We start from the raw sequence: 15,066 nt of genomic DNA, 5'->3' as shown, positions 1-15,066 counted from the left end.
AGCGCTATTGCTCAAAACATAGCATAGTGATTAGTCTGATTATGCTTTAGGCACATGCGAGTCAATTGTATGCAGCAAGTCGATCTGCGGGCGGCCGGGCTTTCGCCAAAAGAACTGCCCGTATGGCAATATCTCAACGACCTCTATGCGCGGCATCGTCCCAACCAAACGGGGCAGTTGGCAAGCTATATCCCCGAGTTGTCCGCAGTTGATCCCGATAAGTTCTCGTTGGCCTTCGCCACCACCGACGGCTTTGTCTACGAAGTCGGCGACACTGGCGCACTGTTCACCATTCAGTCCGTCTCCAAGGCGGTGATCTACGCCCTGGCATTGGAAGATCACGGCCGCGAGGAAGTGCTGCGGCACATCGGGGTCGAACCTTCGGGCGAGGCGTTCAACTCCATTACCTTCGACGAGCGCAACAACCGCCCGTTCAACCCGATGGTCAACGCCGGTGCCATCGCCGCCAGCGCCATGATCAGGGGCGCCGACCACGCCGAGCGCTATCAGCGCATCCTCGACATCTTCCAGCGCTTTACCGGTCGGATGCTCGATCTCGACGAAGCGGTCTATCGCTCCGAGACCATCACCGGGAACCGCAACCGCGCCATCGCCTATCTCGAGCTCAACGCCGGGATGATCTTGGGCGACGTCAACGAACACCTCGACCTCTATTTCCGCCAGTGCTCGCTGCTGGTCACGGCGCGCGACCTGGCGATGATCGGCGCTACGCTAGCCAACGGCGGTGTCAATCCGGTGACGCGGCAGCGCGCCATCTCCACCGACAATGTGCGCTCCGTGCTCTCGGTGATGAACACCTGCGGCATGTACGACTACGCCGGCGGCTGGCAGTTCAGCGTCGGCCTGCCGGCCAAGAGCGGGGTAGGGGGAGGCATCGCCGCGGTGCTCCCCGGCCAGCTCGGCATCGGCACGTTCTCGCCCCGCCTCGATGCGGTCGGCAACAGCGCCCGCGGCGTCAAGGTCTGCGAGGACATTTCCGCCAATTTCCGCCTGCATCTGTTCGAGGATCGCGGTGGCGGCCTAGCGCCGCTCCGCCGTGTCTACCGCTCCGATGAGGTGCATTCGAAGCGCGTCCGCCGGCACGAGCAGGCCAAGAAGCTCGATCGCTACGGCCACCTGATCGCCGTCTATGAGCTGCAGGCCGAACTCGGCTTCATCGAAGCCGAGCGGGTCACCCGCCGCATCGTCGAGGACATGGGGAGCGCCTACTACTTCGTGCTCGACGTGACGCGCGTGCTGCGCATCGACGGCGTCGCCGTCACCCTGCTCAACACCGCCCGGCGCACGCTGCAGGAGGCCGGCAAGGGCTTCGCCGTCGTCTCTGTCTCGGGCGAGATCCCACACACCTTCGAGCAGGACATCCATTTCCCCACCGTTGACCAGGCGCTCGAGTACTTCGAGGACCGGCTGCTCGAGCAGGCCGGTGGCACCCCCGCGGACACCGCGGTGCCGTTGACTGAATTCGACCTGCTGGCCACTCTCGACGAAGCCATGCTGGCCGAACTGTCGAAGCGCCTGCGCCTGCAGCGCTTCGAACCGGGCGACAAGCTCATCGCCCAGAACGCGCGCGCCGACGAGCTGTTCTTCCTCACTGAAGGCCACGTCGATATCTCGGTTCGCATCGGCAACGCCCCGAGCCACCGGGTCAGCACGGTTGAGGCCGGCACGGCGTTTGGTGAGCTGGCGCTGTTCGGCCACGCCCCGCGCACCGCCGACGTCATCGCCTCCAGCAGCGGCAGCGCTCTGGTGCTCGACCGCGACGCGCTCGATGATCTCCAGGCCAATGCACCAGCCGCCCATTCCGCGCTGGTGCTGGCGGTTGGCGCCAGCCTCGCCGAGCGGCTGCGCCGCGCCAATGCCGAGATCCGCGCCCTGTCGCGCTGAGCCTCAATTGCCGTCGTTCGGGATGTTGAGCGGGTGCCCGCATGCCTTGCAGTGCACGGCATCCGGATCGTGCTGCTGCAGCCCGCATCGCAGGCAAGAGCTTGCGTCCCGCGGCGCAGAAGTCAACGGAGCGGCCGCCGACTTCGTTCGAGTCGGCGGCTCCAATCTCAGTTGCAGTAGAACTCGCCATTCTCGCCATAGCACTCGGGCGGAAAGCCGTCGTCGGGCGGCGGAGGCGGAGGAGGAGGAGGAGGTGGAGGTGGAGGTGGAGGCGGAGGCGGAGGTGCATCGTCGCCCGTGTCCGGTTCCGGCGCCGGCTTCGGCGTCGAATCGCTCTGCCCATAGACGAGGCTCTGCGGCGTCGTGTTCACGAAGCCCTTGTGGAAGCACTCCTTGGCCTGGTCGATACGGAACTCGCCCAATAGCGGCGCCTGCGATTGCGCGTACTTGAAGTCGCCCTTCAGGTCCTCGCGCGCGGCACCCTTGATTTCGTCGGTGTGGCCGAGGATCTCGGACTTTCCGAGGTCGTACTCGCCCAGCTCGCAGGTATCGTCGAGCGTCACGCAGGTCTTGTCGAGGTTACAGAGCACCACAGCGCCATGGTACAGTAGCACCCGCGTGTGGGCGTCATCGACGTTGAAATCGAACGCCGTGCCGCGCACGCCGATCGTCCCCGTTGGGGTCTCGATCAGGTAGCGGTCCTTCGGCGCCCGGCCGGTGGTGAAGCGGAACGTGCCGGACAGCGCGTTGATGGCGAACTTGCCGGCCGATTCGTCCTCGCGCAGCAGATAGTCCTCGATCAGCAGTGCCGAGTTCGGCCCGACCACCAGTTCGGTTTGGTCAGAGAACTTGATCTGCACCTGGCCATTGGCGCCGGTGACCACCCGGTCGCCGATGAAGATGTCAGCGCCCACGGTGATCGTCCTGCTGTCGGTCTTGGTCTCGACAACCGCCGCCGGCATGACGCCGAGCGCCTTGCCGCTGGCTGCGAACGTGGGGGCGGAAAGTAACAGAAGGCCAAGCGCAGCCACTGCGCAGGCGAGGGGGGCTCGCCTCATCATCTTTTGCATACGCGTCCTCGGCTATGCTTTTGACATGGAGATCGCCCGGCCCCCCGGCGGGTGCGATCCATGACCCTCCTACACAAGATCGCAGATGAACCCTATATGAACCGGCGCCGGGGACGGCCCCGGCGCCTCACCAGATCATCAGCGGGACGGCCCGCGACAAAGGAGAACTCCCATGGCATGGGTCTATCTCATCGCTGCCGGCTTGCTGGAAATCGTCTGGGCCATCGGCCTCAAATACACCGAAGGGTTCACGAGACTCGGGCCGACCGCCATCACCGTCGCGGCGATGGTCGCCAGCGTCGTGCTGCTCGGTATCGCGCTGCGTGAGCTGCCAGTCGGCACCGGCTACGCCATCTGGACCGGCATCGGCACAGTGGGCACTGCAGTGCTCGGCATCATGATCTTCCAGGAGCCGGCCACGGCCTTGCGGCTCGCCAGCATCGGCCTGATTATCGCCGGGATCGTCGGGCTTAAGCTCGTCAGCTGATCCGGGCGCGGCGCGGGAGCTGTGGCTTCCGCGCCAGCCTGTTTGACGAAAATACCGAATAACGCAAAAGTTGATGGAACCTTTTGCGATTTTCCGTAAACGTGATTGCGGGGGCTCCCACGAGGCGCCATTCCGCGCCGAGCGTCAGCGCATCTCGAAATGAAGGTAAAGGGGAGCCATGCTGTTCCGCTCTGCTGAGGTCGTGTCTGTCCTCATGCTCGTTGTTGCTTTGATCGTTGCCAAGCACGTTCCGCTTTTCGCTGGCCTGCCGCTGTCGCAGGTCACAGGGATCGTCTGCTTCATGTTCGCGATCTATCTCAGCCTGCGCATCTACAATGCCGAGCTGAAGAAGATCCGCGCCGAAGAGTAGGCCGGGCCTGGGCCCAGCCACCTAGAGAATGAAGTCGGCTGCGTACATCGGCAGCCGGCCATTCAATTCGATCTGAAAATCCGCCACGCCGTCACCGTCCGTGTCGCCTTCGACCAGCGTTACGGCGGAAAGGTCGGCGCGCTGCTCGTACACCCAGCGCAACTCGCCCGCCTTGCCGGTGAACTCTGCGAAGCCAAGCAGCTGGAACGCCTGGTTGCCGGAGAACTGCTCGTTGGCGTCGATCGCCCCGAGGTTGATTTTATCCGCGGTCGGCTTGAAGTCCCAGATCACGTCGCGCGTCGTCTCGCCCGTGCCGATCTCCTCGACGCTGCGGAAATCGAACCGATCCCGGCCCTGTCCGCCGAGCATGAACTCCGTGCCGAGCCCGCCGATGAGCAGGTCATTGCCGGCCCCGGCGTTGAGGTAGTCGTCACCGTCGCGCCCGTCGAGCCGGTTGCTGCCGCCCCAGTCGATCAGCTCGTTGTCGAGCCCGTTGCCCAGCAAGTGACGGCCCGAATAGTCGATAGCCATCGTGAGGTTCTCGATCTCGGGATAATCCTCGAGATCGATCCCGACCGTCGCGCGGATCGTGTCCCACCCGCCGATATCGATGATGGTGTCGGAGCGATCGTCGATAAGCTGGTAGATATCGTCCCCGAGCCCGCCCTCGAGCAGGTCGGCGCCGCCATGCCCGAACAACTGGTCGCTGCCGTCGAGCCCGAGGATGTGATCATCCCCGGCAAATCCCAGGATCGCGTCGTTGGCGTTCGTGCCGGTCAGCGTCTCGGGCGCGTCGGTGCCCATGATGTAGGCCATGGAATTTCTCCCTAGAGAATGAAGTCAGCCGCCGTCAGCACATGCTGGCCGCGCAGTTCGAGGCCGAAATCGGCCTCCCCATCTCCATCCGTATCGGCTTCGACGATCGTCACGACCTCACCGTTGGTGAAGGTGAAATAGTCGTAGCGCAACTGGCCCCACTTGCCGGTGAACTCGCCGTTGCCGATGAAAGTGAACGCCTGGTTGCCGTTGCGCCAGACGTTCGAGTCGACGCCCGCGAGGTTGATCAGCTCGCCGGCTTCGAAATCGACGATCACGTCGCGCCCCACCGTCGGTTCGCTCTGGTAGCTGGCGAAATCGAACCGGTCCGTGCCGGCGCCGCCGATCAGTACATCGCGGCCAAAGCCGCCGATCAGGATGTCGTCGCCGCCACCACCTTCGAGCCGGTCATCGCCATTGCCGCCGGAAAGCACGTTGTCGCCAAAGCCGCCGACGAGCCGGTTGTCGAGGTTGTTGCCGCTCACGTGCCAGTCGCCCGCATCGGCGAGCACCACGTTCTCGATCTCGGGATTGCCGGTGAGGTCCCAGTGCGTCGTCGCGCGGATCGTGTCGATGCCGCCGGTGTCGATGATGGTGTCGGAGCGGTCGGCGAACACGAAGTACTCGTCGTTGCCGAGCCCGCCTTCCATGGTGTCCGCGCCCGCGACGCTCCGGAGCGAGTCATTGCCCACGTCGCCGATCAGGTGGTCGTCGCCGCCATAGCTGATCAGCACGTCGTTGCCGACCCCGCCACGCACCGTCTGGTCGCCCGCCGCGTCGATCCGCGTCACCGCTTCGGTGGGCTTCAACCCGAACACCACCGCGGTGGTCCCGGAGAGATAGAGGCCGCCCGGGCTGGCGTTGCTGTTGCCGAAGGCGAGGTCGGCGAAGCCGTCGCCGTTGAAGTCGCCGAGCCCGGCAACGTTTTCGACCCCCGAATAGGGGTCGGAGCTGTCGATCTCGAACCCGTCGCGGCCGTCGAGGTCGTCGACGTCGAAGCCCGGCGTGTGGAACGTCGCCCGGCCGAACACGACGTGCGCCCTGCTATAGCCGGTCTGCACCAGCACATCGTCGAAGCCGTCGCCGTTCACGTCCCCGGCGCCCGTCACCTCTGCCCCGAGTCCCGACAGCGTCGGTCCGCGGATGACAAAGCCGTCGCTGCCGTCGAGCACCTCGAGGTCGAGTGAGGCATCGAACCCGTCCGCCTTGCCGAACACCACGTAGGCCTCGCCACCATCGATGTGGCCATGCGGCTTGGCGTAGGGATTGCCGACGATGAAGTCGTCGATGCCGTCGCCGTTCACGTCTCCCGCCGCCGCGACTGTGCGATTGACGTTGGGATCGAGCCGGAAGCCGTTGCTGCCGTCGAGCATGTCGACGGTGAGCCCGGCAGGAAATCCGCCGGCGCCGCCGAAGATCACCGCTTCGCCGATGACGACGTCGCCGAACCCGTCGCCGTTGATGTCGCCGATGCCGGCAGGCGGTGCGTGTCCCCATTGGGTCGAGTTGAAGATCGGCGTCGTGGCATCGGTGACGATCCCATCCGCGGCAAAACCGTCGGCCTTGCCGAGCAGCAGCCGGGCTTCGTACTGCGTGGTGATCAGCACATCGTCGAAGCCGTCGCCATTGGTGTCCCCGGCCGCGGCGATGGTGTAGTTGGCGGTCGATCGCGGCGGCCCGTTGAGCGTGAAGCCGTTCTCGCCGTCGAGCGCCTCGAGCCAGAAATACGGCTCGAACCCATCCGCCTTGCCGAAGATGACGTGGACGTCCTCGTAGCCATACTGGTCGCTGTCGTTGGTGGTGCCGACCATCAGATCGTCATAGCCATCGCCGTTGATGTCGCCGGCCCCCTGGACATGCCAGGGCTTGTCCACCGTATCGATCGCGAAGCCGTTGCTGCCATCGAGTTCGGTGATGTTGAACTCGGCTGGAAACGGCTCGGCCGAACCGAAGACGACATAGTTGTAGACCGCGCCGCCCATCCGATCGCGGCCCATGACGATGATGTCGTCGAAGCCGTCGCCGTTGACGTCGCCAGCGTTCTCAACGCTGGTCCCCAACCTGTCGTCGGTCGTCGCGCCGGTGATGTTGAAGCCGTCGGTGCCGTCGAGCGAGTCCGGATCGATGGTAGGCGGATAATAGGCCATGCTGAAAATCCTCCCGAATATCGCTCAAGGCTCCGCCTCCGGCACTGGTCCGGGAACGGAGGGGCCCGCATGGGAGCTGTGCCACCAGCGCATGGAACCCGCCGTATCGACGCCCAAGACAACGAAACCATCTCGCCGCGCTGCCCAATATTGCGGCAACCGAGACTTGCCTGGGTAATCCGGCCCGTCACTTGGGCAATCGTTCGCCCTGTTGCCGCCCAACCGTGCGTGATAAATCTCGCGCCCATGAACGCCATCACCACGCCCCGCACCGCCCGTTCGGTGTGCCCGCACGATTGTCCTTCGACCTGCGCGCTCGACGTTGAACTGATCGACGGCTCGACCATCGGCCGGGTGCGCGGCGCCAAGGACGATCCGTACACTGCCGGCGTCATCTGCGAGAAAGTCGCGCGCTACGCCGAGCGGATTCATCACCCGAACCGCCTGACCCATCCCCTTCGCCGCGTTGGCAAAAAGGGCTCGGGCGAGTTCCAGCGGATCAGCTGGGATGAAGCGATGGACGAGATCGTCGCCCGCTGGCTCGAGATCGAGCGCACCGACGGCCCCGAGGCGATCTGGCCCTATTTCTACGCCGGCACCATGGGCCACGTGCACCGCGACGGCATCGAGCGCCTGCGCCATGCCCGCGGCTACTCGCTGCAATACGACACCATCTGCACCGGCACCGCCTGGCCCGGCTTCATCGCCGGCACCGGCGTGCTGGCCGGCCCCAACCCCGAGTCCATGGCCGACAGCGATTGCGTCGTCATCTGGGGCACCAACGCGGTGGCCACCCAGGTCAACGTCATGACCCACGCCATCCGCGCCCGCAAGGAACGCGGGGCGAAGATCGTCGCCATCGACATCTACCGCAACGGCACCATGGAGCAGGCCGACATGGCGCTGGTGGTGCGCCCCGGCACCGACGGCGCGCTGGCCGTCGCAGTGATGCACATCCTCCTGCGTGATGGCCTGGCCGACCGCGCCTACATGGCCAAGTACACCGACTTCTCGCCCGAATTCGAAGCCCATCTATCGACCCGCACGCCCGAGTGGGCGGCTGGGATTACGGGCCTGACGGTCGACGAGATCGAGGCCTTCGCCCGGCTCGTCGGCACCACCCCCAAGACCTATTTCCGCCTCGGCTATGGCTTTACCCGCCAGCGCAACGGCTCCACCTCGATGCATGCCGCGCTCTCCGTCGCCGCGATGACCGGCTCCTGGCAGCACCACGGCGGCGGCGCCTTCCACTCCAATTCCGGCTCGTGGAAGCTCGACAAGTCGATGATCACCGGCGTCGACATGGGCCCTGGCGGCCGCGAGCTCGATATGTCCGAGATCGGCAAGGTGCTGACCGGGGACAAGAAGGCCCTCAACGGCGGCGGCCCGGTCAAGGCGCTGTTCATCCAGAACACCAACCCGATGAATGTCAGCCCGGAGCAGGGCCTCACCCGCGCAGGTTTCGAGCGCGAGGACCTGTTCACCGTCGTGCATGAGCAGTTCATGACCGATACCGCGAAGATGGCCGATATCGTCCTGCCCGCCACCATGTTCCTCGAGCATAACGACTACTACCGCCGCGGCGGCCACACCCGGCTGCTGTTCGGCCCCAAGCTGGTCGACGCGCCAGGCGAGTGCCGCTCCAATTTCGAGGTCGTCAACGAGCTGCTCCGCCGCCTCGGCACCGACCACGCCTCGATGCACCTGAGCGACCGGGACATGGTCGCCGAGACCTTCCGCCGGTCAGGCTTCGGCGAGCTCGAGGAGATCGAAAAAACCGGCTTCATCGACGGCGCCTGGCCCGACGAGAAGGCCCGCTTCGCCGATGGCTTCGCCTGGCCCGACAAGCGCTACCGCTTCGAGCCCGATTGGGACGCGGTGGCCAAGCTCAAGGGCTACAACTGGGTCTGCGACCGCTCGGAGATGCCACGCTTCGCCGACCACTGGGACGTCACCGAGCGGGTCGACGCCGAAACCCCGTTCCGCCTCGCCACCAGCCCCTCGCGCAGCTTCCTCAACTCCAGCTTCGCTGAAACCGCAGGCAGCCAGAAGCGCCAGCCCGAGCCTACCGTCTTCATCCATTCCGCCGACGCAGCTGAACTCGGAATCGCCGATGGCGACCCCGTCACCCTCGGCAACCGCCGCGGCGAAGTCGCGCTGAGGGCGGTGTTCTTCGTCGGCATGCAACGCGGCGTGCTTATCGCCGAAGGCATCCATCCCAACTCCGCGCACCGGAACGGCCAGGGCATCAACACCCTGATCGGGTCAGATCCGGTCCGCCCCTTCGGCGGCGCCGCGTTCCACGATACATCGGTGTGGGTTCGGAAGGGGTAGGGGATTAAGCCCCGTAAGCCTGCCAGAAGAACCACCCGGTCAGCCCGATCCCGTAGACAATCACCAGCCCGCGGATCAGCCCTGTCGGTATCCGCTTTGCTAGCCGCGCCGCGACATAGCCGCCGATCGTCACCCCGACCAGCGCGATCGAGCCGTGGTACCAGTCGATGGACCCGGACAGTGCGAACCGCACCACGCTGACCAGCGCCACCAGCGTCGAAATCCACAGCTTCAGCCCGTTCATCGCATGGATGTCGGTGAACCCCGCCAGCGCCAGGAACGCCAGTAGCAAGACGCCGAGTCCGGCGTTGAAGAACCCGCCATAGACGCAGATGCCGGCCAGCAGCGCGAACAGCAGCGCCGCACCGACATGCCGGCCGCGGCCACTGTCGCCCGCTCGGGCCCGGATGAAGCTATTGATCCGGCCGCCGAAGGCGAACAGCACCACCGCAAATAGCAGCAGCCACGGCACCACCAGGACGAACGTGGCGTTCGACACCTGCAACAGCAGTTCCGCGCCGACATAGCCGAAGACGATCGAGACGATCGAATAGGGGATCAGCCGGTCGCGATGCTTGACGATATCGTGCCACAACCCGAAAGCGCCGCTGGCATAGCCCGGCAGGCTCGCATAGGTGTTCGACGCATTGGCGATCACCGGCGGCACGCCGGCGAACAGGAGCGCTGGGAACAGCACGAACGAGCCGCCACCCGCCAGCGTATTGATGGTGCCGGCGATGAGCCCGGCGACGAACAGCATGATCTCGGTCATGCCGTTCTCCCTAGCCTGTCAGGTGCCCGCACTCCAACGCAATCGCGTGATCTTCGCCATCAGCCGAGCGAATGGGGGCAAGTTGACAAAGCTGGCCCGATCCACCACATAGCGGCCGTGCTGCTGGCGCCTGCCGCTCGCCGGGGAAACCCGATGGTCAAGTCCAGCCGCGGATCATCCGTGACGCATTCATGATCGCTCCCTTCTCGAGGCGGTTCATGGCAAGGCGAGCCCCATGAAGAAATCCGCCTCTGCTTGAAGAGGACCGACATGACTTTCTCTCTCGATACTCCCAGTGCCGCGACCTTGAAGGCCGAGGCCAAGGCTCTGCGCGCCGAACGAGCCTTGGCGGGCAATCCGCTGGGGCAGGGCGCCGCGCTGGAAGAAATCGCCCACCGCCACGGCTACCGCGACTGGAACACCGCCTCAGCGGCGATGCCGGAACGCGCGGTCAGCCCGGTGCAGGTTGGCCAGCGCGTCAAGGGCACCTATCTCAGCCAGCCGTTCATCGGCATGGTGATCGGGGTGCAACTGCTCGCCGACATGAACCACTACGAGGTGACCGTGAAGTTCGATCGCCCGGTCAACGTGTCGAAATCCGAGCTAATGGGGCCGATCTATCGCCAGCGCGTGCGGGCGACGGTCGACCTGCGCGGCATCTCGGCGTCGCGCACCAGCGACGGTGAACCGCATATGCGCATCCAGCGCGCATAGCAGAACCGTTTTCCAACGGCGGGGCACGCTCCGCCGTTGTCTTTCCCTCCCGCGGGTTGTCTTCCATCGCCATCTGCCGATATATGGAGGCCCGTCCCGGTGGCGTTCCGTCACCCTCCTGCAGCAGACACGGACTCTACCCATGACCACCCAGACCCTGCCGATCGACCTCTATTATGCCGCCACTCCGAATGGCCGGAAGATCACCATCATCCTCGAGGAACTCGGGCTGCCCTACGGGATCTATCCGATCAACATCGGCCGCGGCGACCAGTTCAAGCCGGATTTCCTCGCGATCTCGCCCAACAACAAGATCCCGGCGATCGTCGATCCAGAGGGCCCGGAGGGCAAGCCGGTCTCCATCTTCGAGTCGGGCGCGATCCTGAAATACCTCGCCGAGAAGTTCGGCAAGTTCTACGGCACCAGTTGGTCCGAGCGGATCAAGATCGACGAGTGGCTGTTCTGGCAGGTCGGCGGCTTCGGCCCGATGCTGGGCCAGAACAATCACTTCTCCCGCTACGCCCCCGAGAAGATCCCCTACGCCATCAAGCGCTACCAGGACGAAAGCCACCGCCTCTATCGCGTGCTCGACAGCCAGCTCAAGAAGCAGGCCGCCGAGGGCAAGGATTACGTGGCCGGTGACTACTCGATCGCCGACATGGCCATTTTCGACTGGTCGCGCGGTTCCGAGAACCACGGCATCGACCTCGCCGAGTTCCCGGCCTTTGCGGCCTGGCGCCAACGCGTCACCGATCGCCCCGCCGTGCAGCGGGCGCTCGGCATCACGCTCGAGCAGAGCCAGAACATCAGCGCCGCCACTGACAAGGAAGCGCAGAAGATCCTGTTCAACCAGCGTTAATGCATCATTCAGTTTCGGGTGCTGACTCGGTCAGCACCCGTGACCAATCCTGCTCCTGGCACAGCACATAAAGTACACAGCCTTTGAGCCGGATTAGGTCGGTATTCAGCACCTCTACCGACCCCGAGTACATGTTCCCATCCTCGGGATTATAGATCTCGCCCTCGTAGAACATCGGATTCCCGGTCTGCCGCAGAGTCAGAATCTGCATCCCCTGGATCGGGCGGCCACGGAGCGCCGGGTCCTTGTTGTTGGCGTCGGTAAACGAAGCCGGATCAATGGCTTCGAGCTCTGCGCCATACTTCTCCTTGATCGTCTCCGGGATTACGATCTTGCTGATATAGCCGCAGAATCCGGGCTCGCACGGGGCGATGGTCAGCTCCGTCCGCGCTGTGGTGAGCCACACTCCCTCGACCAGCGAGGGGAGCGTCTCCTGCGCCGCAACCGGCCCCAGCCCCGCCAGCGCCAAAACAGCCGTGGCGCCTGCAAATCTGCCAGTCCAAGCCATGGTTGCTCTCCGTCGCCGCGCCGTCAAATCGAGATCTCGAGCTTCAATCGAGTAGCATCGGCATCGTTGCCGCGAGGTTCGTCAAATCAATGGCAAAGTTCCGCAAATAATGTCGCGGGCCGCCGAGGGCGACAGTTCTGCATCATTTGTGCACGGCCGGTCATTACTGCCCATGTGCGCACCCCGAAAAACCGCTTGCCCGGCAAGGCTCCAGCCGCTATCCCCACCGGCGACGGAGAGGTGGCCGAGTGGTCGAAGGCACGCCCCTGCTAAGGGCGCAGACCTCTAAAGGGTCTCGTGGGTTCGAATCCCATCCTCTCCGCCACCTTCCCCAAGCGAGTTAGTTGGACGCCTCGCGGGCCTCAGGCCTGCCGTGGATGGCATAAACCGGCACGTAGACATAACGTTCGCTTAACAGGCAATGTTGGATTCTCCGGGGTGTAGGAGAGAACCTATGGGTGCGACGGTGCTGGCGGCCATGCTTGCCGGCGGACTGGGATTAATCGCCGGCGGCTACTACTCCACCATGGGCTGGATCGTGGTTGGAAACCTGCTGCTGCTGACGACCGCCACGGCGGCACTCGCCGCGCAGGCGGACCTCCTGACCGCGCTCGGATGGACGGTGCTCGCTATCGTCACCTTTAATATCGGTTTGCTGCTCGGGTTGATCATCCGCCGGCCGATCAGGCTCGGCCCTTCTGACGTCACCGCCGTTCGATAAGCAAAGCTGATTGTTCCCCAGTACTTCCTAGACTTCCCCGCCTTCGTTGGTTAATCATTAGTTACGACGCCTTTCAGCATAAGGAAGGCGGCCGAGTACTGCTTGGGGGCGTAGTGTAAGCGTGACGGCAGGGGGCTTGCCGCTCGACTATTCGGCCGAGATCGGAGCCGCCGTTTACGGCTGCTGCCGCACCCAATCGTTTGGATCGCCGCATGGACGGTGATGCCCTCGATCTCAAGACCGCGTTCGATCTCCTGAGGCGCAGAGCATGGCTCATCATTGTGGTGGCCGCCCTTGTGCTTGGCGTTGCTGGCCTGGCGCTTCTCGCGATGAGGCCGGTCTATTCGGCGACTGCACTGGTACTTGTCGACCCCAGCACGAAGAACCTGCTCGATCCCGACACGGAGACAACCGGCTCCGGGTCCGACAGCCTGCGGGTGGATGGCGAAGTGGAATTGGTCAAGGCGGAGACGACGCTCTTCGCGGTCGCAAGAGAACTGAATCTCGCGGCTGACCCCGAGTACGGCTTTCGTCTCGGCATGCTGGACATGTTGCGGTCTGTGCTGCACCTGGGCGACCCGGTACAGCCGAGCGCGAAGGAAACACTAGCCGCCGCCCTCGGCAACCTGCGCGACAATGTCCTTGTCCAGCGTCGGGGCCTCACCTTCCTTATCGCCGTGAGCGCCCGGTCACAGCGCCCCGATTTCGCTGCACAAATCGCCAACGCGGTATCGCGGACGTACATCCGGCAGCAGCTTGAGGCGAAGGTTGCCTCCACTCTGGCTTCGGCTGCCATTCTCAAGGACCGCATGAGCGAGGCAAGCGCCGCAATCGGCGAATCCGAACGAGCGTTCGACGCATTTATCGAACAGAACATCATGCGCATCGGCGAGGCGACAGGGCGCACCGACTTCCTGCAGATGCGCGACGAAATCGCGAGGTTGGACGGCCTCAGGGCGCAGTCGAGCTCGTTGCTGGGGCGGGCCGCCAGCAGTTTTGCCCGCCGCGATTGGACCGCGGTGGCGACAACCCTCCGCGATGACGCCATCGCCAACCTGGAACGGCAGCGTGCCGCACTTCTCGGCGATGTCGCCGATGCCAGCGAGGCGAGCGAACTGGCGGTCGACCTGCGCGGCCGAGTCGCGGCCATCGAGGCGCAACTGGTGGCGGCCACGACCGAGGCTGTCGCCGGCCTCAGGCAGGACGTCGTGAACGCCGAGGCCCGCCTCGCAGAACTCCGCGCACAACTGCGCAACTCTATCCTCCAGAGCGATTTGCCGTCGGAGATTCTTGCCGGTATCTATGGGCTGCAGCAGGCCTCCGAGATCGCGCGGACGCAGTACCAGGCGCTGCTGACCCGGCAGAAGGACCTCGATACCCAGGCCTACCTGCAGGTGGCGGATAGCCGGCTGGCGGCGGAGGCGACGCCTCCCGATACCCCATCGTTCCCCAATCCACGACTGATCCTCCTGCTCGCCGGCCTTGTCGGCCTCGGCCTTGGCATCGCGCTCGCCTTCCTCATCGAGAACTTCGTCGGCGGATTCACCTCCGCTGCGCAGGCCGAGGCGATCCTCAAGGCCCCGGTAGTCGCCGCAGTGCCCCGCCAGCGGCCGATTCGGCGCAACGGGGAGGAGACGCTTACCGTCGCGGACTCGGTGGTCCTTGCGCCACTATCGGCCTATTCGGAGTCGATCCGCCGGGTGCGGATCGGCATCGACCAGGCGGTGCGCAAACGCCCCCGTGGTGACGCGACGGAGGCAAAATCCGGTTCCGTCACGCTCGTGACGTCGGCCGCTCCAGGGGAGGGCAAGACCACCGTGGCATTGTCACTCGCCCGGGCTCACGCGCTGGCCGGAATGTCGACGCTGCTGATCGATTGCGACCTGCGCAAACCCGGCGTCCACAAGCTGCTCGGCATCGAGGCCTCCGGGGGGCTGCTTGAGTATCTCGCCCACAGCAGCGACCCATCCGATCTGAAGGCGATCCTCACTGTCGATCCCGGGAGCGGGGCCAAAGTCATCGTCGGCTCGCGGCGCAGCGATGGCGCTACCGACCAATTCGTGACCGGCAAGACCTTCGCGCGATTGATCGCCGCGGCGCGGACGAACTTCGATGTTGTGATATTGGACGCCCCGCCGGTGGGGTCGGTCGTCGATGGCCTCTATCTGGCAGGCATGACCGATGCTATCGCCGTTGTGGTGAAATTCTCCAGCACGCCCCAGCAGGAGGTAAAGGCGGCGATGGCGTCGCTGATCGGCGCCAAAGCGGATGACGTGCCGATCCTAACCATTCTCAACCATCAAACTAGCAATCCCGCCGCATATCGTAGCAAGTACGCGGGATACTACGCCGAGGCCTAGAAC

Annotated in this window: 13 protein-coding genes, 1 tRNA gene and 1 pseudogene; 9 read left to right on the top strand and 6 right to left on the bottom strand. The window is 64.6% G+C overall.

Annotated features, from left to right (window positions below; genetic code table 11):
- The first annotated feature begins 69 nt into the window (after positions 1–69).
- The gene (gene glsA / locus AC1DWU_RS17645; RefSeq protein ID WP_477151313.1) at positions 70–1,905 is read left to right on the top strand and encodes a glutaminase A; all 1,836 of its coding nucleotides are present in this window, start codon (positions 70–72) and stop codon (positions 1,903–1,905) included.
- 3 nt (positions 1,906–1,908) lie between these two features.
- Here the strand turns inward: glsA and AC1DWU_RS17640 are convergent.
- Both AC1DWU_RS17640 and AC1DWU_RS17635 read right to left on the bottom strand, forming a co-directional pair.
- A pseudogene (locus tag AC1DWU_RS17640) lies at positions 1,909–2,001 on the bottom strand (ion transporter); the annotation flags it as partial.
- A gap of 71 nt (positions 2,002–2,072) precedes the next feature.
- On the bottom strand, positions 2,073–2,975 hold the full coding sequence (locus AC1DWU_RS17635) for a FecR family protein (protein ID WP_477151312.1): 903 nt from the start codon (positions 2,973–2,975) through the stop codon (positions 2,073–2,075).
- 172 nt (positions 2,976–3,147) lie between these two features.
- Between AC1DWU_RS17635 and sugE the strand changes: the two genes are divergently transcribed.
- Together sugE and AC1DWU_RS17625 are read left to right on the top strand one after the other, a co-directional pair.
- Complete coding sequence (gene sugE, locus AC1DWU_RS17630) at positions 3,148–3,462, top strand: quaternary ammonium compound efflux SMR transporter SugE (RefSeq protein ID WP_477151311.1); 315 nt, start codon at positions 3,148–3,150, stop codon at positions 3,460–3,462.
- A 214-nt stretch (positions 3,463–3,676) separates the two neighbouring features.
- The gene (locus AC1DWU_RS17625) at positions 3,677–3,832 is read left to right on the top strand and encodes a hypothetical protein (RefSeq protein WP_477151310.1); all 156 of its coding nucleotides are present in this window, start codon (positions 3,677–3,679) and stop codon (positions 3,830–3,832) included.
- A 21-nt stretch (positions 3,833–3,853) separates the two neighbouring features.
- Here AC1DWU_RS17625 and AC1DWU_RS17620 read toward each other — a convergent pair whose 3' ends face one another.
- On the bottom strand, positions 3,854–4,648 hold the full coding sequence (locus AC1DWU_RS17620) for a calcium-binding protein (RefSeq protein WP_477151309.1): 795 nt from the start codon (positions 4,646–4,648) through the stop codon (positions 3,854–3,856).
- Between the two features lie 11 nt (positions 4,649–4,659).
- A complete protein-coding gene (locus AC1DWU_RS17615) occupies positions 4,660–6,795 on the bottom strand; it encodes a hypothetical protein (RefSeq protein WP_477151308.1) in 2,136 nt (711 codons plus the stop codon).
- 246 nt (positions 6,796–7,041) lie between these two features.
- Here AC1DWU_RS17615 and AC1DWU_RS17610 point away from each other — a divergent pair, with 246 nt between their 5' ends.
- Positions 7,042–9,129: a molybdopterin-containing oxidoreductase family protein gene (locus tag AC1DWU_RS17610; protein WP_477151307.1), complete on the top strand. Its 2,088-nt coding sequence runs from the start codon at positions 7,042–7,044 to the stop codon at positions 9,127–9,129.
- A gap of 4 nt (positions 9,130–9,133) precedes the next feature.
- On the opposite strand, the gene AC1DWU_RS17605 is transcribed toward AC1DWU_RS17610, so the two are convergent.
- Positions 9,134–9,901: a sulfite exporter TauE/SafE family protein gene (locus AC1DWU_RS17605; protein WP_477151306.1), complete on the bottom strand. Its 768-nt coding sequence runs from the start codon at positions 9,899–9,901 to the stop codon at positions 9,134–9,136.
- A 270-nt stretch (positions 9,902–10,171) separates the two neighbouring features.
- Between AC1DWU_RS17605 and AC1DWU_RS17600 the strand changes: the two genes are divergently transcribed.
- Together AC1DWU_RS17600 and AC1DWU_RS17595 are read left to right on the top strand one after the other, a co-directional pair.
- Positions 10,172–10,615 (top strand): glyoxalase superfamily protein, encoded by a 444-nt coding sequence (locus AC1DWU_RS17600; protein WP_477151305.1) that lies wholly within the window; start codon positions 10,172–10,174, stop codon positions 10,613–10,615.
- A gap of 142 nt (positions 10,616–10,757) precedes the next feature.
- Positions 10,758–11,474 (top strand): glutathione S-transferase N-terminal domain-containing protein, encoded by a 717-nt coding sequence (locus AC1DWU_RS17595; RefSeq protein WP_477151304.1) that lies wholly within the window; start codon positions 10,758–10,760, stop codon positions 11,472–11,474.
- A gap of 4 nt (positions 11,475–11,478) precedes the next feature.
- Here AC1DWU_RS17595 and AC1DWU_RS17590 read toward each other — a convergent pair whose 3' ends face one another.
- Entirely contained in the window at positions 11,479–11,982 is a 504-nt protein-coding gene (locus AC1DWU_RS17590; protein ID WP_477151303.1) for a DUF2147 domain-containing protein, read from the bottom strand.
- A gap of 234 nt (positions 11,983–12,216) precedes the next feature.
- Here AC1DWU_RS17590 and AC1DWU_RS17585 point away from each other — a divergent pair.
- From AC1DWU_RS17585 to AC1DWU_RS17575, 3 genes are all read left to right on the top strand, one after another.
- Positions 12,217–12,307 (top strand) — tRNA-Ser (locus AC1DWU_RS17585).
- A gap of 129 nt (positions 12,308–12,436) precedes the next feature.
- Positions 12,437–12,703, top strand: coding sequence for a hypothetical protein (locus tag AC1DWU_RS17580; protein ID WP_477151302.1), 267 nt, complete (start codon positions 12,437–12,439; stop codon positions 12,701–12,703).
- Positions 12,704–12,903: 200 nt separating this feature from the next.
- Positions 12,904–15,063, top strand: a complete 2,160-nt coding sequence (locus tag AC1DWU_RS17575; RefSeq protein WP_477151301.1) for a GumC family protein — start codon at positions 12,904–12,906, stop codon at positions 15,061–15,063.
- Positions 15,064–15,066: the final 3 nt, after the last annotated feature.

Source organism: Devosia sp. P2_G7 (genome assembly GCF_056403495.1).
The sequence above is the reverse complement of the archived record's forward strand: the minus strand, read 5'-3'. Positions and strand labels throughout refer to the sequence as shown.

What these genes read in the sequence shown, in the direction of transcription:
- AC1DWU_RS17580 (WP_477151302.1), top strand. Translation starts at nt 12,437, where the DNA reads ATGGGTGCGACGGTGCTGGCGGCCATGCTTGCCGGCGGACTGGGATTA.
- AC1DWU_RS17590 (WP_477151303.1), bottom strand. Translation starts at nt 11,982, where the DNA reads ATGGCTTGGACTGGCAGATTTGCAGGCGCCACGGCTGTTTTGGCGCTG.
- glsA (WP_477151313.1), top strand. Translation starts at nt 70, where the DNA reads ATGCAGCAAGTCGATCTGCGGGCGGCCGGGCTTTCGCCAAAAGAACTG.
- AC1DWU_RS17615 (WP_477151308.1), bottom strand. Translation starts at nt 6,795, where the DNA reads ATGGCCTATTATCCGCCTACCATCGATCCGGACTCGCTCGACGGCACC.
- AC1DWU_RS17595 (WP_477151304.1), top strand. Translation starts at nt 10,758, where the DNA reads ATGACCACCCAGACCCTGCCGATCGACCTCTATTATGCCGCCACTCCG.
- AC1DWU_RS17605 (WP_477151306.1), bottom strand. Translation starts at nt 9,901, where the DNA reads ATGACCGAGATCATGCTGTTCGTCGCCGGGCTCATCGCCGGCACCATC.
- AC1DWU_RS17620 (WP_477151309.1), bottom strand. Translation starts at nt 4,648, where the DNA reads ATGGCCTACATCATGGGCACCGACGCGCCCGAGACGCTGACCGGCACG.
- sugE (WP_477151311.1), top strand. Translation starts at nt 3,148, where the DNA reads ATGGCATGGGTCTATCTCATCGCTGCCGGCTTGCTGGAAATCGTCTGG.
- AC1DWU_RS17610 (WP_477151307.1), top strand. Translation starts at nt 7,042, where the DNA reads ATGAACGCCATCACCACGCCCCGCACCGCCCGTTCGGTGTGCCCGCAC.
- AC1DWU_RS17635 (WP_477151312.1), bottom strand. Translation starts at nt 2,975, where the DNA reads ATGCAAAAGATGATGAGGCGAGCCCCCCTCGCCTGCGCAGTGGCTGCG.
- AC1DWU_RS17625 (WP_477151310.1), top strand. Translation starts at nt 3,677, where the DNA reads ATGCTCGTTGTTGCTTTGATCGTTGCCAAGCACGTTCCGCTTTTCGCT.
- AC1DWU_RS17600 (WP_477151305.1), top strand. Translation starts at nt 10,172, where the DNA reads ATGACTTTCTCTCTCGATACTCCCAGTGCCGCGACCTTGAAGGCCGAG.